Source organism: Streptomyces sp. Je 1-79, from assembly GCF_025195125.1.
Lineage (GTDB): Bacteria > Actinomycetota > Actinomycetes > Streptomycetales > Streptomycetaceae > Streptomyces.
This window is the reverse complement of record NZ_JAMGSL010000004.1, coordinates 407,381-431,273: the sequence shown is the minus strand read 5'-3', so window position 1 is coordinate 431,273 and position 23,893 is coordinate 407,381. Positions and strand designations below refer to the sequence as shown.

At 70.9% G+C, this 23,893-nt stretch carries 26 protein-coding genes and 1 pseudogene; 5 read left to right on the top strand and 22 right to left on the bottom strand.

All coding sequences use genetic code 11. The annotated features are described in order from the left end of the window. Positions 1 to 103: 103 nt before the first annotated feature. A complete protein-coding gene (locus tag M5362_RS09880; protein WP_260227005.1) occupies positions 104 to 1,180 on the bottom strand; it encodes a hypothetical protein in 1,077 nt (358 codons plus the stop codon). A 68-nt stretch (positions 1,181 to 1,248) separates the two neighbouring features. Between M5362_RS09880 and M5362_RS09875 the strand changes: the two genes are divergently transcribed. Further along, positions 1,249 to 1,854 carry a hypothetical protein gene (locus M5362_RS09875; protein WP_260227004.1) on the top strand — a complete coding sequence of 202 codons (606 nt, stop codon included), beginning with the start codon at positions 1,249 to 1,251 and terminating at the stop codon, positions 1,852 to 1,854. Between the two features lie 865 nt (positions 1,855 to 2,719). Continuing rightward, positions 2,720 to 2,893 (top strand): CsbD family protein, encoded by a 174-nt coding sequence (locus tag M5362_RS09870; RefSeq protein ID WP_260227003.1) that lies wholly within the window; start codon positions 2,720 to 2,722, stop codon positions 2,891 to 2,893. A gap of 238 nt (positions 2,894 to 3,131) precedes the next feature. Here M5362_RS09870 and M5362_RS09865 read toward each other — a convergent pair whose 3' ends face one another. Beyond that, positions 3,132 to 3,554 (bottom strand): DUF6003 family protein, encoded by a 423-nt coding sequence (locus M5362_RS09865; protein WP_260227002.1) that lies wholly within the window; start codon positions 3,552 to 3,554, stop codon positions 3,132 to 3,134. A 329-nt stretch (positions 3,555 to 3,883) separates the two neighbouring features. Then, entirely contained in the window at positions 3,884 to 4,438 is a 555-nt protein-coding gene (locus M5362_RS09860) for a hypothetical protein (RefSeq protein WP_260227001.1), read from the bottom strand. A gap of 84 nt (positions 4,439 to 4,522) precedes the next feature. On the opposite strand from M5362_RS09860, the pseudogene M5362_RS09855 reads away from it, so the two are divergent. Beyond that, a pseudogene (locus tag M5362_RS09855) lies at positions 4,523 to 5,294 on the top strand (transposase). 51 nt (positions 5,295 to 5,345) lie between these two features. On the opposite strand, the gene M5362_RS09850 reads toward M5362_RS09855, so the two are convergent. The 9 genes from M5362_RS09850 to M5362_RS09810 form a co-directional block, all read right to left on the bottom strand. Beyond that, positions 5,346 to 5,510: a hypothetical protein gene (locus tag M5362_RS09850; RefSeq protein ID WP_260226999.1), complete on the bottom strand. Its 165-nt coding sequence runs from the start codon at positions 5,508 to 5,510 to the stop codon at positions 5,346 to 5,348. After that, positions 5,507 to 5,758, bottom strand: a complete 252-nt coding sequence (locus M5362_RS09845) for a three component ABC system middle component (protein WP_260226998.1) — start codon at positions 5,756 to 5,758, stop codon at positions 5,507 to 5,509. Before M5362_RS09845 ends, M5362_RS09850 begins: the two co-directional genes overlap by 4 nt. A gap of 186 nt (positions 5,759 to 5,944) precedes the next feature. Further along, positions 5,945 to 6,358, bottom strand: a complete 414-nt coding sequence (locus tag M5362_RS09840; RefSeq protein WP_260226997.1) for a hypothetical protein — start codon at positions 6,356 to 6,358, stop codon at positions 5,945 to 5,947. A gap of 23 nt (positions 6,359 to 6,381) precedes the next feature. Further along, complete coding sequence (locus tag M5362_RS09835; RefSeq protein WP_260226996.1) at positions 6,382 to 6,903, bottom strand: protease inhibitor I42 family protein; 522 nt, start codon at positions 6,901 to 6,903, stop codon at positions 6,382 to 6,384. Next, on the bottom strand, positions 6,875 to 8,458 hold the full coding sequence (locus tag M5362_RS09830) for a peptidoglycan-binding protein (RefSeq protein WP_260226995.1): 1,584 nt from the start codon (positions 8,456 to 8,458) through the stop codon (positions 6,875 to 6,877). Before M5362_RS09830 ends, M5362_RS09835 begins: the two co-directional genes overlap by 29 nt. Positions 8,459 to 8,469: 11 nt before the next feature. Continuing rightward, positions 8,470 to 8,838 (bottom strand): hypothetical protein, encoded by a 369-nt coding sequence (locus M5362_RS09825; RefSeq protein WP_260226994.1) that lies wholly within the window; start codon positions 8,836 to 8,838, stop codon positions 8,470 to 8,472. 258 nt (positions 8,839 to 9,096) lie between these two features. Further along, the gene (locus M5362_RS09820) at positions 9,097 to 9,363 is read right to left on the bottom strand and encodes a DUF4235 domain-containing protein (protein ID WP_260226993.1); all 267 of its coding nucleotides are present in this window, start codon (positions 9,361 to 9,363) and stop codon (positions 9,097 to 9,099) included. Further along, a complete protein-coding gene (locus tag M5362_RS09815; RefSeq protein WP_260226992.1) occupies positions 9,360 to 9,821 on the bottom strand; it encodes a DUF3618 domain-containing protein in 462 nt (153 codons plus the stop codon). The genes M5362_RS09820 and M5362_RS09815 overlap by 4 nt, the downstream gene beginning before the upstream one ends. After that, complete coding sequence (locus tag M5362_RS09810; RefSeq protein WP_260226991.1) at positions 9,818 to 10,249, bottom strand: phage holin family protein; 432 nt, start codon at positions 10,247 to 10,249, stop codon at positions 9,818 to 9,820. Before M5362_RS09810 ends, M5362_RS09815 begins: the two co-directional genes overlap by 4 nt. A 200-nt stretch (positions 10,250 to 10,449) precedes the next feature. Here M5362_RS09810 and M5362_RS09805 point away from each other — a divergent pair, with 200 nt between their 5' ends. Then, positions 10,450 to 12,624, top strand: a complete 2,175-nt coding sequence (locus M5362_RS09805) for a SpoIIE family protein phosphatase (protein WP_260226990.1) — start codon at positions 10,450 to 10,452, stop codon at positions 12,622 to 12,624. Here M5362_RS09805 and gdhA read toward each other — a convergent pair. From gdhA to M5362_RS09765, 8 genes are all read right to left on the bottom strand, one after another. Next, the gene (gene gdhA / locus M5362_RS09800) at positions 12,617 to 13,963 is read right to left on the bottom strand and encodes an NADP-specific glutamate dehydrogenase (protein ID WP_260226989.1); all 1,347 of its coding nucleotides are present in this window, start codon (positions 13,961 to 13,963) and stop codon (positions 12,617 to 12,619) included. The genes M5362_RS09805 and gdhA overlap by 8 nt on opposite strands. A gap of 190 nt (positions 13,964 to 14,153) precedes the next feature. After that, positions 14,154 to 15,104: a Ku protein gene (locus M5362_RS09795; RefSeq protein WP_260226988.1), complete on the bottom strand. Its 951-nt coding sequence runs from the start codon at positions 15,102 to 15,104 to the stop codon at positions 14,154 to 14,156. A gap of 468 nt (positions 15,105 to 15,572) precedes the next feature. Further along, positions 15,573 to 16,481 carry a non-homologous end-joining DNA ligase gene (ligD, locus tag M5362_RS09790; protein ID WP_260226987.1) on the bottom strand — a complete coding sequence of 303 codons (909 nt, stop codon included), beginning with the start codon at positions 16,479 to 16,481 and terminating at the stop codon, positions 15,573 to 15,575. Beyond that, the gene (locus M5362_RS09785) at positions 16,478 to 17,095 is read right to left on the bottom strand and encodes a DNA polymerase ligase N-terminal domain-containing protein (RefSeq protein WP_260226986.1); all 618 of its coding nucleotides are present in this window, start codon (positions 17,093 to 17,095) and stop codon (positions 16,478 to 16,480) included. Before M5362_RS09785 ends, ligD begins: the two co-directional genes overlap by 4 nt. A 2-nt stretch (positions 17,096 to 17,097) precedes the next feature. Further along, positions 17,098 to 18,054, bottom strand: coding sequence for an NmrA/HSCARG family protein (locus M5362_RS09780; protein ID WP_260226985.1), 957 nt, complete (start codon positions 18,052 to 18,054; stop codon positions 17,098 to 17,100). A gap of 218 nt (positions 18,055 to 18,272) precedes the next feature. Continuing rightward, positions 18,273 to 18,473, bottom strand: coding sequence for a DUF5988 family protein (locus M5362_RS09775; protein ID WP_260226984.1), 201 nt, complete (start codon positions 18,471 to 18,473; stop codon positions 18,273 to 18,275). 159 nt (positions 18,474 to 18,632) lie between these two features. Next, positions 18,633 to 20,237 carry a phosphodiester glycosidase family protein gene (locus M5362_RS09770; protein ID WP_260226983.1) on the bottom strand — a complete coding sequence of 535 codons (1,605 nt, stop codon included), beginning with the start codon at positions 20,235 to 20,237 and terminating at the stop codon, positions 18,633 to 18,635. A gap of 312 nt (positions 20,238 to 20,549) precedes the next feature. Beyond that, entirely contained in the window at positions 20,550 to 21,074 is a 525-nt protein-coding gene (locus tag M5362_RS09765; RefSeq protein WP_260226982.1) for a DoxX family protein, read from the bottom strand. 186 nt (positions 21,075 to 21,260) lie between these two features. Here M5362_RS09765 and M5362_RS09760 point away from each other — a divergent pair, with 186 nt between their 5' ends. Continuing rightward, positions 21,261 to 21,683 carry a DUF350 domain-containing protein gene (locus tag M5362_RS09760; protein ID WP_260226981.1) on the top strand — a complete coding sequence of 141 codons (423 nt, stop codon included), beginning with the start codon at positions 21,261 to 21,263 and terminating at the stop codon, positions 21,681 to 21,683. 77 nt (positions 21,684 to 21,760) lie between these two features. On the opposite strand, the gene M5362_RS09755 is transcribed toward M5362_RS09760, so the two are convergent. Together M5362_RS09755 and M5362_RS09750 are read right to left on the bottom strand one after the other, a co-directional pair. Beyond that, positions 21,761 to 22,249 (bottom strand): hypothetical protein, encoded by a 489-nt coding sequence (locus M5362_RS09755; RefSeq protein WP_260226980.1) that lies wholly within the window; start codon positions 22,247 to 22,249, stop codon positions 21,761 to 21,763. A gap of 55 nt (positions 22,250 to 22,304) precedes the next feature. Continuing rightward, positions 22,305 to 23,834 (bottom strand): glycoside hydrolase family 71 protein, encoded by a 1,530-nt coding sequence (locus tag M5362_RS09750; protein WP_260226979.1) that lies wholly within the window; start codon positions 23,832 to 23,834, stop codon positions 22,305 to 22,307. Positions 23,835 to 23,893: the final 59 nt, after the last annotated feature.

Below are 23,893 nucleotides of genomic sequence, written 5' to 3'. Positions count from 1 at the left end.
CCCCGCCCTTCGACGGCCGGGTCACGCACGGCTCCGTGACCCCGTACGGCCTCAGCTGCGTGGCAGCACCGCGGTCTGGAGGGTGTGTGACAGGCCCGACGGTTCATTGGATCAGGTCGGTGTGGGGATGTTCGGGGGAGGTCGGGCAGACGTAGATCTGCATGTTGTCCGTACTGCCCACTTCAACCCTCGTCGGCTGCGAGGGATCCTGACCCGCGTAGTGGGAGTCGGCGAGGGCGGCGGCCCGGTCTTCCCGCGGCGCCCAGCTGTGACCTTCACCGCCGTCCCACTCCCAGGAAGCGATCGTCAGTAGCGGGACCATCTGCACCTCGCACACCACGCAGTACCGGGGGTTCGGATCAGTGCGGCCCCAAGGGGGCCAGCCGCCGACCTTCCAGCCGGGTGCGTTGCCCAGATGGATGGAGTAGAAGTCGCGCGGGTACTCCGCGTAGGAGCTGTCCAGGCCGGCGCCGGCTGCCTGCCACCTGTTCCAGTCCTCCAGCATCCGCTGCAGCTCCGGGCTCAGGTCCAGGCTGTTGGGGTACTCGGTGATCGCTTCTGGCGCCAGCAGGCACCGTTCCGGCACGTAACCCGGATAGTCCGCCTCGTACGGTTCTGGTGGTGTGGCGAGGATGTCGCCGACCTCCGCGGCCGACCGCCAGAACAGTGCGGTCGCCGGCTTGTAGTCCGGTTCGTGCTCGTGCGGGCACCAGAGAATCTGAAGCAGATCGGCCTGCCCCGGCGGCCGCAGCAGGGGTATGTCACGCAGGAAGAGCTGAGCCACGGGCAGCATCGGGACCGGGCATTCGGCGGGCCAGGGAGGGCCGGCGTCGATCCGTTCGGCGAGCCACGCGGCATTGCGCTCCTTGAGCGCTTCCTCTTCGGGCGTGAACGCGGGAGGTCGGCCATCAGGGGTCCACCGGGACTGCATGCGTCTCTGGAGCCGCACTTCGGTCGGTGACCGGCGGAATCCGGTGTCCACGTGCAGATGTGCGTCTTCGCAGTGCGGCCACGGCTCCTCAGCCGGCCACAGCAGGGGCCCACCGACCGAGCTGTCCCTGACCGAAGGCGACCCCGGACGCGGATGCAGCCGCATCGCAGGTCGCGCCAGGGGAGCCAGCTCGGGAAAGGCCGCGGTCACATCCACAGGCCGCGGCGGAGTAGTTCGTACGAAACCCATGCCGGTGATCCTGCCACCGGCCACCGACAGTCTCCTGCCGCCTCAACCCGGCCACCGTGACACCAGGCATGCCGATGTGGCAACTGTCGAGCCTCGGCTCACTCGGACAGGAAGATCGCGATCTGCAGCTGGCGTACCGGGCCGTCTCCTTCGGATCACCGACCGGCATACTGGGCGTCATCCAACGGCGGGAAGCAGACAGCGTGCAATTCGATATATTTCGCATCGGCGCAAGCCTTGCGACCGCCACCGTGTTGGCATTCGCCCCGTCCGCCTGCGGGACAGCCAAACCCGCCCCCGCCCCGAAGGCCGTCACTCATGCCGAATTGGTCGGCCGGTGGGACGGGGAGGGGAAATGCGGATCGCCGATCGTCCGGCTACGCGACGACTACACCTTCTCCAGCAAGGACTTTCCGGTCCAGTGGGACGGCCCCGGGCCGGACTCGCAGGTGACACGCCGTTCAAGCGACGGGACATGGCATGGGGTCAACAAGGACCCCGGCCTGACGCCTTATCTGGTGCTTCGTTTCAAGAATCACAACGACCACCAGTTTCTGCCGTTCTATCTGGAGCACGGAAAGCTGTGGATGGACGGGACTGTCCGCGCGGACGGCGGGGACCCCTATCCGTACTCATGTCACTACAAACGCACTTCCGCCGACCCCGAGGCCTAAGGGCTGCCCCGTAACTGCCGGGGGGTGACGGCCAGGCTCACACTGCGTCGTGGTGTGCTGCTGCGGCCCAGCGACGGATGTGCTGGTCGGGATGAGCCTGGGCGGATGCGAGTGCACTTTCAAGGAGTTGTGCAGGTGCGGTGGGTATGCCGCGCGGGACGTGGGCAGGCTCAGCAGGACGCGGTGGCGCAACCGCAGATCGGTGGCCTCGGCGAACACCCGTATGGAGGCCTCCAGCCACGCGTACTTGATGTCTTGCGACTCGTCCAGAGCTGGATCACGTGCCCACCGGGTCCGTACGCCGGGGATCGATCTGCGCGCAAAGGCACATGGGCGCAGTACCAGGCCCGCACGGCACCCGCTCGCTCAGCATCCGTGCCGAACCGGAGATAATCGACCAATGCTGCCATCACTCGGCGGCGTCCGAACGCGTAGACCGCTGGTTCGACGAACCAGCGGCAGAAGCTGGGATCTGGGTCGTATACGGCTGCCGCCATCCACGGGGCGAACAGCTCCTCGGGCAGACATGCACGTTCGAGCAGTGGCTTACGCACCGCGTGGGCGAGGTGGCGGGCAGGCCGGTCGTCCGACTTCATTGATAGGTCTTCGACGTCCAGCAGCCGAGCTACCTCCGTTGCGCACGCCAGGAATGAACGCGGTGCTATGCCGCTCTGTTCGTCTGCGGTCACGGCAGCATTCTGGACTGGCCACGTCGGCAGGCACAGCAGCATCGGCCGCTGCCCCTTGCACGGAAGGGCAGTGGCCGGAGTACAGCGGGACTTCGATCGTGGGGGTGGTGTTTGGGATCGGCGTGGGCGAGCAGAAGGGGCCTACGACCAATCCGGTACGTCACGAGGAGGTCCCCATGTCGGGCGAGCAGAAGTCCACGGCGAAGGCCGAGCAGGCCAAGGGCAAGGTCAAGGAGACCGTCGGCCGGGCCGTCGGCAACGAAGGCATGACGGCCGAGGGCCGCGCCGAACAGGCCAGGGGCGACGCGCGCCAGGCCAAGGAGAAGGCCAAGGACGCCTTCCGTCACTGACGCGGAGTCCGATTACGCCGGGGCCGGCCCGTCATCGACGGGCCGGCCCCGGCTGCGTCCGCTCTCGCCTCTGGCCCGTTCACGGAGCGGATGACAGCCGATGCACGCCCCTGCGGCTCAGCCGATCGGCGGCGTCGGTGTCCGGGAGCCCCGAACGAAAGTGCCCTGATGACGCACGCGGACCGCCGTCGCCACGAGTGAGGGGCGACGGCGGTCCGGTCTGTGCACGTCCCGCGGGTCAGGCGGTCAGGCGAGCGATGTCCTGCGGTTCCAGGCCGGTCAGTTGGGCGATGCGCTGCGCGGGGATGCCCGCGGTGAGGGCCCGGTGCACGAGAGCCTCCCATTCCTGGGTCGCGTCCCGGAAGCCGAGCAGTTCGCTCTCCATGTCCGTGACGGACTGGGGCGCACACTCCTGCTGAACACGGAGAGTCTCCTCCTCGCTCAGGGGCACCGGCAGACGCTCCGCGTCCTGCGGGATGAACATCTCCGCCTCCGCCGGGAGGATCCGGATCTCCTCGGAGGAGGCGGAGACTCCGTGGGCCTGCAACCACCCGTGCACGGCCGGGGTTTCGGAGCATTCGAGCGCCCCGACGGTGGCCAGGGCCGCCCCGATCCGGGGATGCCGGGGAGGGAGGAGGAACAGGAATGCGTCATCAGCCATCGCGCGAATTCGCCTTCTCGGTGGTCAAGCAGCGGGCGCACTGATGCTAGCGCCCCACGTGCGCCCACCTCCCGCCCCTGGCAGGAGTTCGACGTCCTTGAAGGCCCGTCCGGCTTCGAGTTCGTCGAAAGCCGGCGGCGGGGATCCGGCCGGCTGGAACTGCAGGCACAGGCGCGGGCGGCGGTCGTGCTGTTGGATGCCGGGCGGGCGGTGAACAGTTGCCGCTCCCCCACCACCAGTTGCAGTGCATAGATCTGGACGTAGTCGCGGACGACGCCGGCCTTTACCGGGTAGTTACCGCTGCCTAAGGGTTGTCCCGCAATAGCCGCTCATAGCTCCGGGAACGGCGGGATGCGGTCCATCTCCTGCAACAACTTCCGAGCAGGCGTCCCTTCCTCTGGCCGTACGGAGGAGGCGACGCCCCCGATGACTGACCGACCTGCGTACACAGCTGTCCTTGCTGCTGCCTCCCAGCCGGGTTGCTGCTGGAGGCTCGCGTCGTGCTTGCTGTCCTGCGCTGCCGCAGCGGCAGAATGCCATTGGTCGGCCCGGCAGATGCTTCCCAGCAGGTCTAGCAACTCGGCCTTGCAAGCCACGTGCGGGGACCCGAGCAGTTCAAGAAGGAACGGCACCGTGGGAGCTGTCGCCTCGCCAACGACAAACCCCAGAGCACAGATGGCATCGCCCAGGTCATCGATGGCGATGCGGGCCGTGTCCTGATCCCCGTATGCGATCCGGGACAGCAGAGGGGGGACACCGCCAGCCGCGGCGCCCGTCGCGTCGCGTAGTTCTCCCCAGCGGACCCCGGAAACGCCCTTCAACAGACTTCCCACGCCCTGCTCCTCATCAGATCGTCGTGCCGGCCCTGGCAGTGCTTTGAGCATGGTGCAGCTATGAGTGAGGACCTGACCAGGCGGCCCGTAACGGGGTGGTGCTGCAGGGCCCCGGCTTGGCGTCATGATCTTGCTGTGACTGGAGTGATCACGGCGTCGGCCCCGTCCTGGATAGCCCCGTTCACTGGGCTGAGCCCGCGCTGTTTCGGCAAGCTGGTGACCGCGCTGCCCAGTGAGGGGGCCGATGAGGCGCGGCGGGGCCGGCCATGGGGGTTGCCGCTGGAGGACCGAGTGCTGCTGGTCACGAGGTACTGGCGGACAAACTTGACGCTGCGCCGGCTTGCCCCGCTCTTCGGGGTATCGAAGTCCGCGGCCGACCGCGTCATCAGACACCTCGGCCCCTTGCTCGCGCTCCGGCCGCGCAAGCGGTTCCGCAAGAACACTGTGCTGATCGTGGACGGAACCCTGGTCCCCACACGCGACCACACGGTGGCCGAGCAGTCGAAGAGCTATCGATACTCCACGAATCACCAAGTCGTCATCGACGCCGACACCCGCCTCGTCGTGGTGGTCGGCCAGCCCCTGCCCGGCAACCGCAATGACTGCAAGGCCTGGGAGCTGTCCGGCGCCAAAACCGCAGTCGGCCGCACCACTGTGGTCGCTGACGGCGGCTACCAGGGCACCGGTCTGGTCATCCCGCACCGTCGCGAGCGCGGGCAGAGCGAACTGCCCGCTTGGAAAGAAGAGCACAACGCCTCCCACCGCCAGGTCCGTACCCCAGTCGAGCACGCCTTCGCCCGGATGAAAGCCTGGAAGATCCTTCGCGACTGTCGATTGAAAGGAGACGGTGTCCACCACGCGATGAGCGGCATCGCTCGCCTGCACAAACCTCACTCTCAGGGGATAGACAAGCGGACCGAACACCAGCCGGCCTCGCCCGCCCCAGCCTGAAGATCCTTTACGGGACAAGCCTTAGGCAGTAGTCGGTGATGGTCGCGATCGATGTCTTGCCGGTGCGGGAATCACCGGTGACGATGCTCAGTTTCCCGAGCTCGAACGGGAGGATCTCCATCTGGTCGGGCTGCTTGCCGTAGAGGACGACGGCACGGATCTGGCAGGTCACGGACGAACTCCGAGCAGAGTCAGGGTGGTGACGGTGCTGCCGGCGGTCGGCAGCCAGCGTCCGAGCGTGCCGGCCGCTTTCTGGATCGCGAGCGCCGTGGGTGCGCTGTCGCGGGGCTGGGCGGGGATGGCGCGAGGGGTCGCGAGGCTCAGGCTGGCATCAGGGTGCGCTGTCAGGACGCCTGTCTGGGCGGCGAAGAGCAGTCCGGCCCGAGCCACGGGGGCTAGCGCGGTGGTATTCGCGGCCATCATGACCTCCCTGCCTGCTTGTTGCAGGTCAAGGGCGGTCTTCGGAGCCTACAGCGATTCGCATGTCCGGTCAGCTGTCCCGGGGTGTTGCGGGGCTCACGCCGACCGGTCGCCGGGTTGCCTGACGGCGCGTCCGTCATGAGGTCGGAAGGGCCTGGTGCCAGAGACCCCGATCGGCTGCTCAGGTCATGTACTCCGGTCCCGCGACCGAGTCCGCTGCTTCAGTTCGATGATGGTCGCGACGGCGCGCAGCCACGTGGCCGCGGTGTCGTCCACGGCGGGCCCGCCCACGAGTTCGGCGGCGGCGCGCAGCCACTCCCGTACGAGGACGGCCGCCTCCCGGCGGGGCAGCGGTTCGGGCAGCTCCACGGCGCGGGCGAGTCCGCCGGCGCGCACGGTGTCGGCGAGGAAGGCGACGGAGCGCGGCTCGGTGCCCAGGCGGTCGAGGATGACGGCCGCGGCCGCGGCGCCGTCGCCGAACAGGGCGGTGCGCCGACTGCCGGGCTCGGCGGCGAGGCCGTAACGCAGCAGGACGGTGATCTCGAGCTGAGCCAGCTCGTCGTCCGTGCGGTCCGGCGGGTGGGAGGAGTCGTCGTTCATGGTGGGGCCTCGGATATCTCGTCTCAGCTGACGGTGACCGTGTAGGTGATGCGCTCGGGGGCCTGGGAGGGAGTGGCCGCCCCCTTCGCCGGGGTGGCGGAGGGGCCGGTCGTCTCGGGGGGCAGGGTGGAGTCGTTGCCCTCACACGTGGTGGACGTGCAGTGCAGCAGCGTGAACCGCGTGGTCCCCTTGCCCTTGGCCTCGAAGGTGAAGGTCAGCCGGCCGCCGGCGCCGGGCACCGGTGTGTCGCCGGAGTCCGACGCGTACTCCTTGCCGAGGCTGACCAGTACCGAGCTGTCGGGCTGGGGGTCGACCAGGTACCAGTACTCGCGGGTGGAGGCGTTCTGGTCGACGGTGAGCGAGAAGCGCTCGCCCGGCCCGGCGCTGATGCTGGTGTCCTTCACCGGGTGGCTCGTCGTGCGGCTCTGTGAGCCGCCGCCCGGTTCGTCCGTACCCGAGCCGCAGCCCGTGGCGAGAGCGAGGAGCGCGGCCGCCGCGATCGCGGCACCGCCCCTGCTACCGCGGAAGATAGACGCTGTACGCATTGGGGAGTTCATTGTTGGAAGCCTTGCCCATGTGACCGTTGATGAAGTCGTCCTCGCTGACCCAGGTGGTCGAGCCCCAGGGGTTGTACACCTGGAGCATGTCACCCTCCTGGGCGATGATGGTCATGGCGTGGGCGCCGTCCTTGCCCGAGACGTCGACCGGCACCGGCCGCCCCTCCGCCACCGACTTCTCGACTTCGGTGAGGACAGCCCTGCGGTCGTCGGCGCTGTTCAGGTCCTGGCGCTGGTAGTCACTGCCGGTGGCACTGCCGACGGTCGTGTCGTTGATCCGCTCCTGCCCCTCGGGGCCCATGCCGGTCCAGTTCTTGCCGCCCTCGCCTTCGGTGTGCAGCCGGTGCTGTTCGGCCACCAGGCGCTGCTTGAAGGCGTCGGGGTCGTCCTGCTGCCCGTCGGGGCCGCCGGTGAGTTCGAGCGCGTAGAGCGGATCGACCATGGCGCGGGACGTGACGGTGGACGAGGCGACACAGGTGCCCTCGGAGCCGTCGCCGCCCTGCACCCACCGCTGGCCGTTGAACGTCGCGTATTCCATGTTGTTGTTCGAGCCGTTCGGCGCCAGGCCCTCGTCGTCCATGCTGTCCGCGCCGGTGACCACCGGACTGAGATGCCGGCGCATCCAGTCGGGGTCCTTGCCGTGGATCTTGTCCTGGAACTCCTCGATCTCGGCGACGCTGTTGCCGGCGGCCAGGGCCTTCATCAGGTAGGCCCGCTCCTGCGGGCTGTCCGACCGCGCCAGCATCCGCTCCATCGCCGTCTCGTCCTCGAGGCTCAGCATGTCCATACGCGTCGACGCGCGCGCCAGCTCGCCGGCCTTGAGGATCTCGTTCAGTTCGGCGTCGGCGCCCGCGATGCCGGTGTCGGCGAGCATCAGCTTGTCGACGGCGGTGAGTTCGCTGGTCCCCATCTTCCCGGCGCGTGCCTCGGCGGCCCACTTGTTCAGGTCCCGCGCCGCGACGCGGGTGGCCTCCTGGGCGTCCGAGACGGCGTCGTGCATCAGGTCGACCGCGTAGGAGCCGAAGTGGGCGGCGTTCTTGCGGTCCCACTCCTCCCCGTCGTCCTCGTGCAGGTCGTCGAAGAAACCGTCCTTGCCGCCGAGCAGCTTCTTCTGCTCCAGCAACTGCCCGCGGCCCTGCTCGTCCTTGCGCTGCGCGGCGCCGATCGCGTCGGCGAGCGTCAGCAGCACCCCCGCGCCGTCCTTGAACGCCTCTCTCATCTGCTCCACGGCCCGCCCGGCGGCGTTCACCGCGTCGGAGGCACGGACGCTCGTGTCGCCGACCCACACCTCCGGAAGGCCCTTACGGCCCACCCGGTCGACCTGGTCGAAGACGCCGCCGACCGGGTCGGCCTGGCCGTGGTAGAGCCGTGCCGCGCTCTCCAGCACGCCCTGGTCGCCGCCCGGTTCGGGCACCGAGAGGGCGTTGTCGATGAGGTCGAGGAGCTCGTTCTTGCTCCCGGCACCGAGCATCTTCTTGGACAGCCCGGCGAGCAGAGCGAGACGGAAGGAAGGGGAGTCGAGGGGATTGGAGAAAAGCGACACCGGCCCGCCCCTCAGTAGCTCGACAGGGCCGAGGTGCGCTCGCCCTGCTTCGATGTGTCGGTGAGGCTGCTCGTGCCGCCGGTGGGAACGCTGTCCACCTGCGACTGCACCTGGCCGTCCGTGCCTCGGTAGATCTTCTTGGCCAACTGCACCTTGCCACCGAGCTCGTGCAACGCCGACGCCAGCGTCTTGGCCTCCGCCTCCCAGGCCTTGACGAACGCGTTCAGCGCCGACGCGGCGTCCTCGCCGCCGACGTTGCCGTACGAGTAGGTCGTGCGCGCCTTGACGGCCGAGCTGACGCCGTCCATGTCCGTTCCGGCGTCGTCGAGTTGCTTGGCCTGGCCGGTCAGACCTGACTTGACTTGGTAGCCATCCGACACCACCGTGCCTCCCCCGTACGCATTCGATCTTGACCGCGGGCAGGCTAACACGCACCGTACATACGAACGATCACACGCCGCCCGCCCCACACGCCTCCTCCACACCACAGCCACGACACGCCTGGAGGCTCGTCCCGGCCGAGGCGATGATGAAGGGGCGGTGACCGGTTTCCCGGTCACCGCCCCTTCGCGGCAGGCGCTGTCGGTCGGCAGTCCGGGGGCGTCCCGCCCCGATCGCCGCCGTGGCAGCGGGATCCGTCAGCCCGGCCAGGTTCCGGTCAGGCGGCGGACGGCGGTGGCGCCGGAGCGGTCGACCGCGGCCTTGACGACCGCGAAGATCGCGCCCTGCAGGGTGGCGGCGAGCAGGACCTCGCCCCAGGTGCGTTGTTCGTCGGTGGCGTCGGGGGCGTCCTTGTCGTGTCCGACCCTCTTCCAGACCTGCTTGAACACCGCTCCGGACACCATGCCCGTCGCGGCGCCGAGGGCCATGCCGACCGGCTTGTAGGCGACTTTGGAGGCCTTCATCGGTGCCCCTTCCAGCGTCGGCGCATCAGCACCAGGGCCAGCACCCCGGCCGCGGCGGCGAGCACCACAGTGCGGTTCTCCCGTGCCAGACGGGCGCCCTGCCCGGCCCTCTGCCTCACCGGTTCGGGGGCCTTGTCCTGCACCAGATGTTTGGCGTGCGCGGCCGTGTCGCGGACCTGCGCGGCGCTCTGGCCCGCCTTCTCCTGGAGGGTCTCCGGAGTCTTCTCGCGCACGGTCCGCGCGGCACGGGCGGCCTTGTCCCGCACCTGGGTCGCCGCGTGCCCCGCCTGCTCCTTCACCTCGGCGGCCTTGTGCTGCGCCCTGGCCTTGACATCGGTCTTGGCGGCCAGCGCCTCGACCGTCTCTCCGAGCTCCTGACGGCTCTGCTCCACCTGGTCGCGCAGTTCCTCGGGCGTCACGGCGCCCGCGTCCTGCGGCCGGTCCTCCGAATGGGTCATCGCTTTACCCTGTCCTTGATCTCGTTCATGTCGGCCTTCACGCTCTCCACCGTCTGCTCCGGCGCGGGAGACCCTGCCCGGCCCATCTCCTTCTTGCCGGTCAGCGCCATGACCACGGCGATCACGCCGAGCACTGCGCCGACGATCAGCGCCGCCGCCCACACGTCCAGCGTCAGGGACAGCGCGGCGATCGCGGCGGCCACCAGAGCCTGCAGCGTCAGTACTCCGAAGAGGCCGGCGCCGCCGAAGAGGCCGCCGCCGCGCCCGTACCGCCTGCCCTTCTGTGCCATCTCCGCCTGTGCGAGACGCATCTCGTCACGAACCAGGGTGGACAGCTGCTGTGAGGCCTGTTGCACAAGATCGCCCACCGGCTCCCCGGAGCGGCGCTGTCGTCGGTCGTCGCGGGCGCTCTCGTACGGATCGTCCATAGCCATGTTCGTTCACCTGCCGTTCCCACGCGAAGCGGTCGTCCGATGTCCGTGTCACTCCGCGCGTACCCGGCCTGCTCGCCACCACGCGGTCCACCGAGGCGCTTTTTCCCGCAGCCGGCGAAAACGGACGCGAGAGCGGATGCAGGCGCGTGGAGCCCTGAGGGGCGCGCGACCCGGTCCTTCGGTACGTTTCCGGTATGGCGACCGATGTCGACGCATTCCTTCGTCGTCTGGCTCAAGAGCTCAGGCCGCGGGTGAACGAGTCGGCTGACGTGCTGCTGCGGCGCATGCGCAGCGAGCTTCCCGAGCTGTGGCGGTACGACGACCTCTCCCCCATGGCGGTGGAGGAGACGGCGGGGCACGTCACCGCCTTTCTCGACGTGCTGGAACACGGCCTCGACGTGACCCAGGCCAGGACGCCGCCCTCCGCCGTCGAGGTCGCCCGCAGGTTCGCCCGGAGCGGGGTGCCCATCAGCAAGCTCCTGCGCGCCTACCGGCTCGGCCACGTCAGCCTGCTGCAGCTGGCGCAGTCGACGGCCGCCGGCCTCACCGACGACTGGGAGCTGATCAACGCCTCCTGGCTCAGGCTGATCGCGATGGGGTTCGAGTACGTCGACCGGGCCTCCGAGCAGGTGGTCGCCGCGTACCAGCAGGAGCGCGACCGGAGGCTGCAACGGCGGCTCGTCCTGACCAACGAGGCGAGCCGGCGGATCGGGACCACACTCGACACCGCCCGTACCGCTCAGGAACTCGCGGATGTCGGCGTCGACGACTTCGCGGACCTCGTCACCGTCGACCTCCTCGAATCCCTGCTCCAGGCGGAGGGCGCGCACCTGCCCTCGGGGCCGTCCGTGCTGCGTCGCATCGCCCAGCAGTCCGTCCTGGAGGGATGTCCGGACTCCGCGATCGCCGCGGGCCGGACCCATACGTACCCCGAGGAGTGCCACCCGGCTCGCGCACTGGCCTCGGGGCAGCCGCTCCTCTTGCGCATCATGGACACCGGCGTCCCCGCGTGGTGGTCGCCGGACCCGGAGCGCAGTGGCGCCCTGAGCGTGCCCGGCATCCACTCGGTCCTGGTGCTGCCTCTGCTGGCCCGTGGAAGCACCCTGGGCCTCGCCCAGTTCTTCCGCCATCGCACGGCGGCCCCCTTCGACGAGGACGACCTCCTCCTGGCGCAGGAGATCGCCGCCCGGGCGGCGGTGTACATCGACAACGCCCGTCGGTACACCCACGAACGCTCCACCGCGCTCACCCTCCAGCGCAGCCTGCTGCCGCAGCGCGCGGTGGAACAGTCCGCCGTGGTGGCGGCCTCGCGCTATCTGCCCAGCGGATCCCGCGCGGGCGTCGGCGGCGACTGGTACGACATCATTCCGCTCTCCGGGGCCCGCGTCGCGCTCGTCGTCGGGGACGTCGTCGGCCGCGGCCTGCACGCCGCCGCGACCATGGGCGGACTGCGGACGGCGGTCCGCGCCTTCGCCGACATCGACCTGATGCCCGACGAACTCCTCACCCATCTGGACGACGTGGTCATCCGCCTGCAGCGCGAGGAGGCGCCGGACGCGGGCGAGACCAGCGCCACCTGCCTGTACGCGATCTACGACCCCGTCTCCCGGATGTGCTCCGTCGCCAGCGCCGGTCACGTGCTGCCGGCCGTGGCGACTCCCCTCGCCGCCGACGGTGACAGCGCGGCCTCCACGTCGGTCGGCTTTCCCGACATGCCGATCGGGCCTCCGCTGGGCCTGGGCGGACTCCCCTTCGAGACCGCCCAGTTCGAGCTGCCGGAGGGCAGCCTGCTGGCCCTGTACACCGACGGCCTCATCGAGAGCCGCACCCGCGACGTCGACACCTCACGCGCGATGATGTGCGAGGTCCTCGCCCAGGCACCGGACGCCCCGGAGGACATCTGCGAGCGGCTGCTCTCCGCGCTCCTGCCCCACCATCCCTCCGACGACGTCGCCCTTCTGGTGGCGCGGACCCGGGCCCTCGACCCGGGCCACGTCGCCACGCTGGACATCCCGCCGGACCCGGCGGCCGTCTCCGAGGCCCGCGTCTTCGCGGCCGGGAGACTGACCGCCTGGGGACTGGACGAACTGTCCTTCACGACGGAGCTGATCGTCAGCGAGCTGGTGACCAACGCCATCCGCTACGCCAAGCCACCCGTCCAGCTGCGGCTGATCGTCAATTCCACGCTGACCTGCGAGGTCTCCGACGCCAGCAGCACCGCTCCGCACCTGCGCCGCGCCCGGACCTTCGACGAGGGCGGTCGCGGCCTGCTGCTGGTCGCTCAGCTCGCCGAGCGCTGGGGCGCCCGGCACAGCCGCGAGGGAAAGGTGATCTGGGCGGAACAGGCGCTCCCGGGCGTCGTCAGATGACGCCCTGCGCCGTCATGGCCCGCGCCACCCTCAGGAAGCCCGCCACGTTGGCGCCGAACACGTAGTCCTCGGGTCCGGCGCCGTACGCCTCGGCGGTGGTGCGGCACTCGGCGTGGACGCCGCGCATGACCTCGGCGAGCCGGGACTCGGTCTGCTCGAAGGACCAGCTGTCGCGGGCGGCGTTCTGCTGCATCTCCAGGGCCGAGGTGGCCACCCCGCCCGCGTTGGCGGCCTTCCCGGGGCCGAAGAGGACCCCGGCCTCCCGGAACACCCTCACCGCCTCGGGGGTACAGGGCATGTTCGCGCCCTCCGCCACGGCCAGGATCCCGTTCTTGACCAGGGCCACGGCGTCCTCGCAGCGCACCTCGTTCTGGGTCGCGCAGGGCAGTGCGATGTCGCACGCCACGTCGTACACCGTGCCGCGGGCGGAGAAGCGCGCGGTCCGCTTCGCCTCGGCGTAGGCGGAGACACGCTCACGCCGCACCTCCTTGACCTGCTTGAGCAGCTCCAGGTCGATGCCGTCCTCGTCGACGAGATACCCGGAGGAGTCACTGCACGCCACCACGCGACCGCCCAGGGCGTGCACCTTCTCCACCGCGTACAGGGCCACGTTTCCGGACCCGGAGACGACCACCCGGCGTCCTTCGAAGTTCTGGCCGCGCGTGGCGAGCATCTCCTGGGCGAAGTACACCGCGCCGTAGCCCGTGGCCTCGGTACGGACGTGGGAGCCGCCCCAGCCCACCGGCTTGCCGGTCAGGACACCGGACTCGTAACGGTTCGTGATCCGCCTGTACTGGCCGAAGAGGTAGCCGATCTCCCGCCCGCCCACGCCGATGTCGCCGGCCGGCACGTCGGTGTGCTCCCCCAGGTGGCGGTACAGCTCGGTCATGAACGACTGACAGAACCGCATGATCTCGCCGTCCGAGCGGCCCTTGGGGTCGAAGTCGGCGCCGCCCTTGCCGCCGCCGATCGCCATCCCCGTCAGCGCGTTCTTGAAGATCTGCTCGAAGCCCAGGAACTTCACGATGCCGAGGTTGACGCTCGGGTGGAAGCGCAGGCCGCCCTTGTACGGTCCCAGGGCGCTGTTGAACTCCACCCGGAAGCCCCGGTTCACCTGTACGGCGCCCTGGTCGTCCACCCACGGAACCCGGAAGATGAGCTGCCGCTCCGGCTCGACCAGCCGTTCCACGATCCCGGTGTCGGCGTACTCGGGGTGCCGTTCGAGCGCGGGAGCGAGGGACTCCAGCACCTCGGCCGCCGCCTGGTGGAACTCCGCCTCGCCGGGGTTGCGCCGGCAGACCTCCGCGTAGACGGCCTCGATGTGTGCGCTGACATTCATGGCTGGGTCTCGCCTTCCTGTCTCCGAATCAGGTCCGCCGCCCGGGGGCGGCGGCACACCGTTGTGGTCGGACCTTAGCCCGCGCGGGTGTCGGGGCGGTCGGCCGTCCGGTCGACCGCCCGGGGGCACGCAGGGGATCGGAGCCTTGCGAAGGGGGTGAAACAGGGGGCGGCGGGTGGACCGGGCCGCGTCAGGCCGCGAGGTTCCTGATGAGCTCGGCTCGTGTCATCGTGGAGCGGCCCCGTACCTGGGCCTCGGCGGCCATGTCGTAGAGGTCGGACTTGCTGAGATCCTGGAGATCGCGAGCCCGCCGCGGGGAGCGCGAGCGCCCCTTTCGCCGTTCGGCGGCGCCCGTCGCCTTCGAGCCCCGCCCCTTCTCGACGCTGGCGCGCAGCGCCTCCAAGAGGTCGACGGGTGTCGTGGACTCGGACGGCGGCTCGGCCTTCTCCACCGTCTCCCCCGCCTTCTTCGCCTCGATCAGCGCGGCGACCTTCTCCTGGAAGGTGTCCCGGTACTCCTCGGGGTCCCAGTCGACCGCCAGCGTCTCGATGAGCTGCTCGGCCATCCTCCGTTCCTTGTCGGAGGTCCTCACCCGGCCGGGCAGCGTGTCGATCTGCTCGCGCGGATCCCGGATCTCGTCCGCCCAGTGCAGGGTGTGGCAGGTCAGCAGCCCGTTCTCGGCCTTCACCGCGACCAGGTACTCGCGCTGCCGCATCACGAACGTGGCGATACCGGCGCGGTTCGCGCGCGACAGGGCCTGTTCGAGCAGGCGGTAGACCTTGCCGTGCTCCTTGTCCCGCGGACCGAGGTAGTACGTCCGGTCGAAGAAGATCGGATCCACTTCGTCGAGGTCGACGAAGCCGGTGATCTCCAGCGTCCTGGAACGGCCGGGCGCGATGTCCTCCAGCTCCTCGGGCTCGACGAGGACGTACTCGTCCCCCGCGTCGAAGCCCTTGACGATGTCGTCCAGGGCGACTTCCTCGCCCGTCCGCTCGTTCACCCTCCTGTTGCGGACGCGGTCGGAGGTGCCGCGCTGCAGCTGGTGGAAGTGGACGGTGTGGCTGTCCGTGGCCGTGTAGAGCCCGACCGGCACGCTGACCAGCCCGAACGTCAGACTTCCCGACCAGACCGGCCGCGCCATGGCCCTCACCCGCCTCACCGAACCGCTGCTTCCGACGCCCGGCGGGTTCCCGAAACGGACGTGCACACACAAAGGCCCCGGCCCTTCGGTGCCCGAACCTGTCTACGGGCACGCGATCCGGGTACGCGCCCCTCACGTCCCGAACGGACATCCCGAACGGACATCCCGAACGAACGGAGCCACCATGGGTACACCCCCCGACGATCCCGTGCCCCCCAGCCCCACTCCCGCACCCGGCCCGGGGCCCGGTCCGTCCCCGGGGCCCCTGCCGGGCCCCGTGCCCGCCCCAGGAGGGCCGGACCCGGTGCCGCCCGCACCGCCCCAGCCGGAGCCCGACCGGGAGCCGCCGCCGGTGCCACGACCCGATCCCCACCCCCGCCCGGGACCTCTGCCCGGCCCCCTCCCCGGGCCGAACCCCGCCATCTGAGGCGAGGCCCGGGGGGGTGCTCCGGCACGGCGAGTACTCCGTCACCCCCGGCGCGAATGACGGAGCCGGTCCGCGGCCGCGCCCAGCGAGCGCGGCCGCGGGGCCGGACTCCAGGGGTTGTCCTCAAGGAGCCGCTCGGCGTCGGCGAGGGCCCAGCGACGGGCGTCCAGTCCCGGGTCGTCCAGGTCGCCCCAGGCGATGGGGGCGGCGACGGGCGCTCCAGGGCGGGCGCGTACCGCGTAGGGCGCGACGGACGTCTGGCCGTAGGCGTTGCGCTGGATGTCCAGATAGAGCCGCCCTCCCCTGGCCTTCTTGCGGGCCTCCGTGGTGAGCCGGTCGGGGTGGCGGGCGGCGAGCACTCCGGCGACGTCGGCGGCGAAGGCACGTACGTCGTCGAACGTCGCGCCACGGTCCAGCGGGACGATCACGTGCAGACCGCGTGAGCCCGTGGTCATCAACAGGGAGGGCAGCCGCAACTCCTCCAGGAGGTCGCGCAGCCACCGCGCGGCGTCACGGACCGGCGCGAAGTCGTCCTCGGACGGGTCGAGGTCGAAGACCAGCCGGTCCGGGCGGTCCGGCCGGTCGGCCCTGGAGAGCCATCGGTGCGGGGTGACGCAGCCCTGATCGGCGAGCAGGACGAGCGTGGCCGCGTCCTCGCACAGGACGTAACGGACGGTGCCGCCCTCCTTGGGCAGTTCGGCGCGGTGGACCCAGTCCGGAAAGTGCTCCGGGATGTCCTTCTGCATGAACCCCCGGTCGCCGATGCCGTCAGGGTGGCGTTCCAGCATCAGCGGGCGGCCCCGCAGGTGCGGAATCATCCGGCGGGACACCGTTCGGTAGTACGTGGCCAGGTCGGCCTTGGTGATGCCGTCCTCGGCGAAGAGCACCTTCTCCGGTCTGCCGACCTCGACGGTGCGCCGGCCCGCCCGGATCGTGAGTGCTCCGCTCATGTCTTCCTCTCCTCGGCGGCCTGCCGAAGTGTGTGACCGGTGCGCACCGAGCGGGCGCGCCTGGGGTCGGTTGTGCCGTGTCGGGAAGCCCGCTCGTCGGCCCGCTTGACCAGCAGCCATGCCTCCCGTCGCCCGTCCGTGCCGTCACGGAAGCGGGTGAGCGACCAGCCGCCGCGCAGCTTGTGTCCGTCGAGCCAGAACGAGGCGTGGCCGTCCTCCAGTGCCTTCGCGAACGGCTTCTCCGTGCGCCCGTCCTGCCGCGTCGAGAGATTGCGGTACGTCCCCTCGTCCCAGACGATCACGGTGCCCGCGCCGTACTCGCCGTCGGCGATGACGCCCTCGAACTCCCGGTACGCCAGGGGGTGGTCCTCGGTGGGCATCGCCATCCGCTTGTCGTGCGGGTCGCCCGACGGCCCCTTGGGCACCGCCCAGGACTTCAGCACGCCGTCGACCTCCAGCCGGAAGTCGAAGTGCATGGCCGTCGCGTCGTGGATCTGCACCACGAAGGACGGCTGTTCACCCGGCTCTCCGCCGCCGGTGTCCTGCGGTTCCGCCGTCTTCGAGAAGTCCCTGCGCCGTCGGTACTCCTCCAGCGCCGCGTCCTTGGGCGCCATGATCAGGACCAGGCGGCGCGCACGTCGTCGCGGTGCTCCGCGAGCCAGGTGGCGAAGGTCTGCAGGGCGGGGTTGAGATGGCGTACGGCCGTGAGGTCGCGGGCCGCGACGAACCGCTCCTCGCAGTCCGCGTAGAACTGGAACATGTTCCCTGCCTCGTCCGCGCCGGGGAAGCCCTGCGCGCGGAACGCGTCCGGCGTCAGCGGCCGGTACAGCACCGGTTCACCGCACGCCTCGCCGAGCGCGGCCGCCATGTCGGAGAGCGTGAGGTGTTCCCCGGCGATGCTGACCGTGGCGGCGATGAGGTCGGTGCCCCGCTTGAGTACGGCCAGGGCTGTTCTGCCGATGTCGGCGGCGGCGATGCCGGAGAGCCGGTGGTCGCCCATCGGGAAGGTCAGCTGGAGCGTGCCGTCCTCGGCGCGCTGCGGGGCGAAGGTGTCGAGCAGGTTCTCCCAGTAGAAGGTGGCGCGCAGGAACGTGGTCGGCACGCCTTCCTCGGCGAAGTACCGGTCGGCCTCCGCCTTCCCGTCGAAGTGCGGCACCTTGTAGTGCTCCTGGAGGGTGGGCATCCGGTCGTCGTCGAGCGGGATGCACGCGCGCGTGTCCTCCAGCGTGGACCAGATCGCGTGCTGCACACCCGCGTGCGAGGCGGCCCGCGCGAGCGCCAGCGCCTGTTCCTTCTCGTGGGAGGCGGACATGTGCTCCCAGAACGGGGTGACCAGGAATGCGCCGTAGGCGTGCTCGAACGCCGGGGCGAGGCTCGGGGGATCGTCCATGTCGGCCTCGACGATGTCCGTGACACCGAGGCGCTTCAGCTCCTCGGCGGCCTCCCCGTCGAGATGCCGGGTCACGGCCCGTACCGCGAACTCCTGCTCGGGGTCGGCCAGGACGGCCCGGACGAGTCCGCCGCCCTGCCTGCCGGTCGCCCCGATCACCGTGATGATCTTCTTCGCGGCCATGACTCGATTCGCCTCGCAACGTCTCGTCCGGGGCCACGCCATGGGCCCTCTGCTCTGCGCCTGCCCGGGGTGCGTACCCCTATGCCCCGAATCCGCGGAAGGGCCGCGGCGGGGCGGGGCCGCCCGGCCGCGTGTGCCCGGCCGCGTGTGCGACGGGCCGCCCGGCAGCGTGTGCGACGGGCCGCCCGGTCGCGTGTGCGGCGGGGCGGGGTCGCCTCCTACTCGGCGATCTCCGTACGCTCCCACCACTCGTACACGCGAAGGGTCCCCTCCGCGGTGTCCTCCCGCTTCGGGGTCTCCTTGAAGTGCTCGTAGCCGCCGCGGTGCGGGATCTTCAGGTCCTCGCCGGGGGTCTCGACCGAGGCGACCCGCTCGGGCAGGTCGTCCGGCCCGCCCTCCAGAAATACCTTGTGCGCCATGGCACCAGTCTCACCACACCCGGTGCGCGTCGCACGTGGGACGCGTCCGCCCGGGACTCCCGTACCCACCGCGTCCGGTCCGGGGCGACATGCCCGACCGGCCGCGCACGGGGACCCCCGTGCGCGGCCGGTCGTGGTCCTGCCGGCGTCAGCCCGCCGTCACGGGCGGACGATGAGGACGTTGCCGAGGGAGCGCTCCCCCGTCGCGTCCGAGGGCCGGTTGGCGATCCCCGACCGGGCGGTGGCGAGGACGCTGGAACCGCCGCCGTCGAGGTTCATCGCCTCGCGCGCGCCGAGCTGCTTCATCAGCTGTGCTGCCTCCGCGACACCGAGCCCCTCGCTGTATCCGGCCTGCCGTCCGTCGACGACCACGAGCATCAGCCTGCCCCGGTCGTCCACACCGACCATCGAGCGCGGGTTTCCGCGCAGGGTCCAGTTGTACGTGAAGCTCTGGTCCGTACCGTCGCGGATGACGCCGTCCGCCTGGGCGTTGACCGACACCTGCCCCTCCCGCACCAGGGTCGGGCCGACCTGGAGGATCGTGGTGTCCGCGGCGAGCGGCACCTGACGGCCCCGGCCGTCCTCCACCCGCTCGGAGAACGTCAGCTTCTGGCCGACCACGGCGTGCTTCAGCAGCCACTCCGCGCTCGCGCCGGTCGCCTGGAGAGTCGACCCGCCCGCGGGCACGCGCGTGCCGCGCGAGGTGTGCACGGCCGTCACTCGGCCGTCGCCGTCGAGCACGGCCTCCGCGCCCGCGCCGGCCGGCGGGGTCCCCCACTCCGGGGTGAAGCGCACCAGCTCGCTGTCGTCCGTGCACTTCACGTCGTGCTGAGGCTTCTGGGTCGGCAGGTCACCGCCGACACCACCGCAGTTCCAGACGTCACCCGGTACCCGGTTCACCCCGTCGACCTCGACGGTCTCCGTCCCGGCCCGGACCGTCACATGCGCCGTGTACGTGTCCACCGCGAAGGAGCGTCCGCCGTTGCCCAGCTTGATGCCCGCCCGGCCCTGGGTCGCGGAACCGAGCAGCTTGCCGTTCCTCACATACAGGCCGCCCGGGGCGTCGTTGTAGAACCACTGGCCGTTGATGCCGGCGATCGCGCCCGTCGAGGCGATGAGGTCGGTCAGCTTCTCCGTGCCCTTGAGCGTGGGCCCGTGGTCCGTGGTGACACTGCCCTTGAACGTACGGAAGTCCAGCCGCAGCACATGGACCTTCTGCGGCGCACGCTTGTCGGTGCCGTCCTGCGCGGTGTAGCGCGTGCCACCGGCGAATCCGGCGGCCTTGATCCGGTTCAGTTCCGCGGTCGCGTCGGCGACGTCCGCGTGGCGGCCGACCCGCACGGTCCAGCCGAGCGTTCCGGGGCGGCGGTCGGCGAACGCCGGTGCCTTTACTTCCTCGACGCGGGGGTCGAACCCCTTCCCCCGCAGCGCCGTGGCCACGCGGTCGGCGGTCGCCCGGGGGCCCAGCGCCATGACCGCCGACCCGAGCGGTCCGTCGGGGGTGGCGGGCAGTTGGACGTGCACGGTCCACCGGTCGTCGGCGTCCTGCTTGCCGTACGCCGTGGAGGTCAGCGTCACACCGGGCGCGACGGTGGTGACGGTGGCGGGAGCGCTCGGGACGAACGGCCTGGCGACGACGCCGGCGGCCGCTGCCCGGCCCGCCGTGGACGGCTGCGGCGGCGCCGCCTCGGCGACGGGCACGGCCGCCGCCGTGCCCAGAACCGTCGCAGCCGCCGCCAGAAGGGAGAGGGACTTGCGCTGCATGAGCGTCCTTCCGTCGTAGGAACGTAAGGCAAGGCAAAGCGCAGTCAGTTGCCGGAAGATGACTCGTAGTGCAACAGACGAGGCAGCTCGGTGGAAGGCTCCGTTCCGAGACGCGCCACGTCGTGTCAGCGTGCGCCGCGCATGCGCCCCCACGACTCACACACCGTCATGACGAGTGCGCCCACGAAAGGTTTCGCGGCAGCGCGCAGCGCGGCGCCCCGCCACATGGGCGGGGCGCCGCGCTGTTCTTGTGCCGGTGTCCGTCGGTGAAGCCGACGGGGAGGAGGCCGGTTCAGTCCGCGCTCTCTCCTCCTACTCCTCCTCGGACTCCTCGTTCTGGGCCTGGACGCGGCGGCCCACCACGGCGGCCGCCGCCAGAGCACTCCCGAGGAACGCCGTGGCGACGACCCAGGGCCGGTCCAGGACGTGGCAGGTGGCGTGGTCGAGGGAGTAGCGGCCGGCGCCCGCGATGCCGATGGCGGCCGCCGTGAAGCCGAGGAAGGCCGGGTACTCGTAGCCGCCGCCCTGGGCGAAGAAGCCGGCCGGCAGGTGGACGGAGACCGCTCCCGCCATGGCTCCGGCCGCGGCGGCGCCGGCTGCGGGCGTGGCCAGGCCCAGAGCCAGCAGGACCCCGCCGCCCGTCTCACCGAGCCCCGCGGCGATCGCGCTCTCGCGGGGCGGATGGAAGCCCATGGCCTCCATCCCCTTGGCCGTTCCCTCCACGCCCCCTCCCCCGAACCAGCCGAAGAGCTTCTGCGTGCCATGCGCGGCGAGGACGGCGCCGGTGCCGACCCGGAGGACGAGAAGCCCGAGGTCGCGTCGGTTGAGGGTGGTCATCTGGGGTCTCCTTGGGCAGAGCCGAAGCCGTACGCCTCCCACTCTCGCCTCCGCGCGGGCCGGGGCCTGCGCGTTGCTGCTCCATACAGGGCATGGCCGCCCGGCGGGGGCCCTCGGCCCATGCGCTACATTTTGCCGGTCCTTGACCGCGATCATTCACGATCCTTCCCTCGGAGCCGGCAACCCATGAGCGACATCGTCAACGGCCTCGGCCGGGCCACCGCCTACGGCGCCCTCGGCGTGGTGCTGCTGATCCTCGGCATCGTCCTGGTCGACCTGCTCACTCCGGGGAAGCTCGGCCGGCAGATCTGGGAGGAGCGCAACCGCAACGCCGCGACGCTGCTGAGCTCCGCGCTGCTCGGCATCGGCGGCATCGTCTTCACCTCCATATGGACGACGTACGACGACTTCGGCAAGGGGCTCGCCTCCACGGCCGCGTTCGGGCTGCTCGGCCTCGCCATGATGGCCGTGGCCTTCCTGGTGGTCGACCTGGTCACCCCGGGCAAGCTCGGCGCCACCCTCGTCGACCCGCAGCCGCACCCGGCGGTCTGGGTCACGGCGTCCTGCAACATCGCGGTCTCGGCGATCGTCTCCGCCTCCATCGCCTGAGCCGGAACCCGCGCCCGGGCCCGGGCGCGGGCCTCGACCTCGGCCCGGTCCCGGGCCTGGGAAGCTGAGCCGGTCGGCTAGCCGACCGGCGCCGGGCCGCCCATCGGCTCGGCCTCCAGGAACCGCCTGCGGCGCGGCCCCCGGTAGAGCAGTGCCTCCCAGCCGAGCCGCTCCAGCGCAGGCACGCACGCGCCCAGGGCGGACTCCTCCTCCTGGGCCGCGCCGCCGCCGGGCGGCCCCACCCACTCCACGACGGCGGTGCCCGGCCGCTCGCCGGCCGTGACCCGGTAACCGGTCGCCGCCCGCGCGCCCGCGGGGTCGACCGCCGAGGGCGGGACGCCCGCCGCCTCCAGGACGAGCGCCACCGCCCGGACGGGCTGTCTCCGCTCCCACTCGGCGGGCCGCTGCCGCGGATCGCCCCCGCCCGCGCCGCCGGTCAGCCGACGTATCTGGAGCAGCCCTTCGACCGCGGCCCGTACCTCGCGGGATCTCTGCTCCCTGTCTCCCTCCGGCAGCGGCGGGTCGTCCCCCGTCGCCGCCTCGAAGGTCCCCCGGTTCGTCGTCATGCCCCCACGCTAGGGCCCTCCACTGACAACGGCCGCGGCGTCACCGGTCCGCGCCTCAGCGCTGGCTGCGGCCGCTCGTCACCGCGTAGTACTGCAGGTCCTGCTTCTCGACCGCGCGCCGGACCGGGTAGCGGCTCGTGACCTCCGTGGTGGTCGTCCCGGCCCGCACGACGGTCGCGGAGCTGTGTCCCGTACGCAGTGGAAGCAGTTGCGCGTGCACACCGGCCGGTGTGCGACGGCTGTTCTCCGCCCCACCGGTCCTGGTGCGGACCTCCGCCGGCGCCGTGAGGAAGGAGAGGACCTCCACGGTGTCGCGGGGCGTCGCGGTGCCCTCGCGAGGCCGTATGACCTGGGGCTGGAGCGTGGCCGGCGGGAGGTCGTCGACGAACTGCACGCGCGAGGTCAGATAGAGCGTGTCGCGCAGGATCCTGGGCCAGGCGCCGGTCTTGAACCGCGTCAGGTAGTACGAGGACAGGTCGAGGTACGCGTAGCCGTTGTGCAGCGAGGGCGCGACATGGGTTCCCTCGGAGTAGTCGTTCCAGGTGGTGAGCTGGACCCAGTCGGCGCCGGAGTCGATGGCGGCTCCCCAGCTCGCGCGCAGGGTCTCGGTGTTGCCGGCCTCGTCGAAGACACCCTGGTTGGGCCGGGCGTCCTGGACGGCGACCGGCTGCATCCAGATCTTGCCGAGCCGGTGGGCCCGTTCGGCGTCGGCCACGGCTCCGGACTGACGGCCGGCGCTGCGGGCCCCCCACTCGGAGAGGCCGTGGCTGATCGCCGCGTACTCCTCCCGGTCCGGTGTGAAGTCGAGGAAGAGCGGGACGAGCGCGGTACGGATGCCGTGGCGGGTCTCCAGTTCGCTCATCATCCGCCGCCACCAGGCGGGGTCCTTCTCCTCGGCCTTGAACGGGGAGACGACGAGCCGGCCGTCGGGGAGTCGGTGGGCCGAGGGGCTCTTGGCCAGTTGCGCGAGCGAATCGGCGAGTCCGGCGGGGGTGGTGGACGTCAGCGCGGTCATGTCCGGCATGAGCTGGACGCGGAAGCCGGGGTCCTCCTCGTGGGCCGCGCGGAGCAGCAGTTCGGCACGGTCCCGGTTGCGTCCGCTCTCGGACAGCAGGTCGAGGGTGAAGCCGTCGAGTCCGGCGTCGCGGGCGGTGCGGACCTCCTGGCGCAGATGGGCCAGTTCCCAGTCCCCGTCCTCGGGCGCGGCCGGGAGCGGGCGGTCGCGGAGCAGCCCGCCGTACGCCTGGTGCTTGCCCTTCTCGCCGTCCGGGGTGAGGTAGTTGCGCGCGTAGTAGTCGCGGTGGGCGGGCTCGTTGTCCAGGGAGAGCGGGTACGGGGTGAAGTAGTGGGCGAAGACCAGCTTGCCCGAGCGGCGCAGTTCAGCGGCCGGCGGCAGGTCGAAGGGGAGGACGGTGCTGTACGCCTTCGGGGGCGGGGCGGCCTTCTCGGGGGCGTCGGCACCGAGCGAACCGGCCGCGCCGATGCCCGCCCAGGCCCCGAGGAGGAGTACTCCCAGGGCGATTCCCGGGGCGAGCCGGCGCCGTCCCGGAGCCCGGTGGGTCCGGGCCGAGGGCTTGTCCGCCATGGGGCGTCCTTAGGGTCGTTCGCGAGTGCCGCGGAGCCGCGGGCTGGCAGTAGTACAGC

What these genes read in the sequence shown, in the direction of transcription:
- M5362_RS09880 (WP_260227005.1), bottom strand. Translation starts at nt 1,180, where the DNA reads ATGGGTTTCGTACGAACTACTCCGCCGCGGCCTGTGGATGTGACCGCG.
- M5362_RS09875 (WP_260227004.1), top strand. Translation starts at nt 1,249, where the DNA reads ATGCCGATGTGGCAACTGTCGAGCCTCGGCTCACTCGGACAGGAAGAT.
- M5362_RS09870 (WP_260227003.1), top strand. Translation starts at nt 2,720, where the DNA reads ATGTCGGGCGAGCAGAAGTCCACGGCGAAGGCCGAGCAGGCCAAGGGC.
- M5362_RS09865 (WP_260227002.1), bottom strand. Translation starts at nt 3,554, where the DNA reads ATGGCTGATGACGCATTCCTGTTCCTCCTCCCTCCCCGGCATCCCCGG.
- M5362_RS09860 (WP_260227001.1), bottom strand. Translation starts at nt 4,438, where the DNA reads ATGCTCAAAGCACTGCCAGGGCCGGCACGACGATCTGATGAGGAGCAG.
- M5362_RS09845 (WP_260226998.1), bottom strand. Translation starts at nt 5,758, where the DNA reads ATGGCCGCGAATACCACCGCGCTAGCCCCCGTGGCTCGGGCCGGACTG.
- M5362_RS09840 (WP_260226997.1), bottom strand. Translation starts at nt 6,358, where the DNA reads ATGAACGACGACTCCTCCCACCCGCCGGACCGCACGGACGACGAGCTG.
- M5362_RS09835 (WP_260226996.1), bottom strand. Translation starts at nt 6,903, where the DNA reads ATGCGTACAGCGTCTATCTTCCGCGGTAGCAGGGGCGGTGCCGCGATC.
- M5362_RS09820 (WP_260226993.1), bottom strand. Translation starts at nt 9,363, where the DNA reads ATGAAGGCCTCCAAAGTCGCCTACAAGCCGGTCGGCATGGCCCTCGGC.
- M5362_RS09815 (WP_260226992.1), bottom strand. Translation starts at nt 9,821, where the DNA reads ATGACCCATTCGGAGGACCGGCCGCAGGACGCGGGCGCCGTGACGCCC.
- M5362_RS09810 (WP_260226991.1), bottom strand. Translation starts at nt 10,249, where the DNA reads ATGGACGATCCGTACGAGAGCGCCCGCGACGACCGACGACAGCGCCGC.
- M5362_RS09805 (WP_260226990.1), top strand. Translation starts at nt 10,450, where the DNA reads ATGGCGACCGATGTCGACGCATTCCTTCGTCGTCTGGCTCAAGAGCTC.
- gdhA (WP_260226989.1), bottom strand. Translation starts at nt 13,963, where the DNA reads ATGAATGTCAGCGCACACATCGAGGCCGTCTACGCGGAGGTCTGCCGG.
- M5362_RS09795 (WP_260226988.1), bottom strand. Translation starts at nt 15,104, where the DNA reads ATGGCGCGGCCGGTCTGGTCGGGAAGTCTGACGTTCGGGCTGGTCAGC.
- ligD (WP_260226987.1), bottom strand. Translation starts at nt 16,481, where the DNA reads ATGAGCGGAGCACTCACGATCCGGGCGGGCCGGCGCACCGTCGAGGTC.
- M5362_RS09785 (WP_260226986.1), bottom strand. Translation starts at nt 17,095, where the DNA reads ATGGCGCCCAAGGACGCGGCGCTGGAGGAGTACCGACGGCGCAGGGAC.
- M5362_RS09780 (WP_260226985.1), bottom strand. Translation starts at nt 18,054, where the DNA reads ATGGCCGCGAAGAAGATCATCACGGTGATCGGGGCGACCGGCAGGCAG.
- M5362_RS09775 (WP_260226984.1), bottom strand. Translation starts at nt 18,473, where the DNA reads ATGGCGCACAAGGTATTTCTGGAGGGCGGGCCGGACGACCTGCCCGAG.
- M5362_RS09770 (WP_260226983.1), bottom strand. Translation starts at nt 20,237, where the DNA reads ATGCAGCGCAAGTCCCTCTCCCTTCTGGCGGCGGCTGCGACGGTTCTG.
- M5362_RS09765 (WP_260226982.1), bottom strand. Translation starts at nt 21,074, where the DNA reads ATGACCACCCTCAACCGACGCGACCTCGGGCTTCTCGTCCTCCGGGTC.
- M5362_RS09760 (WP_260226981.1), top strand. Translation starts at nt 21,261, where the DNA reads ATGAGCGACATCGTCAACGGCCTCGGCCGGGCCACCGCCTACGGCGCC.
- M5362_RS09755 (WP_260226980.1), bottom strand. Translation starts at nt 22,249, where the DNA reads ATGACGACGAACCGGGGGACCTTCGAGGCGGCGACGGGGGACGACCCG.
- M5362_RS09750 (WP_260226979.1), bottom strand. Translation starts at nt 23,834, where the DNA reads ATGGCGGACAAGCCCTCGGCCCGGACCCACCGGGCTCCGGGACGGCGC.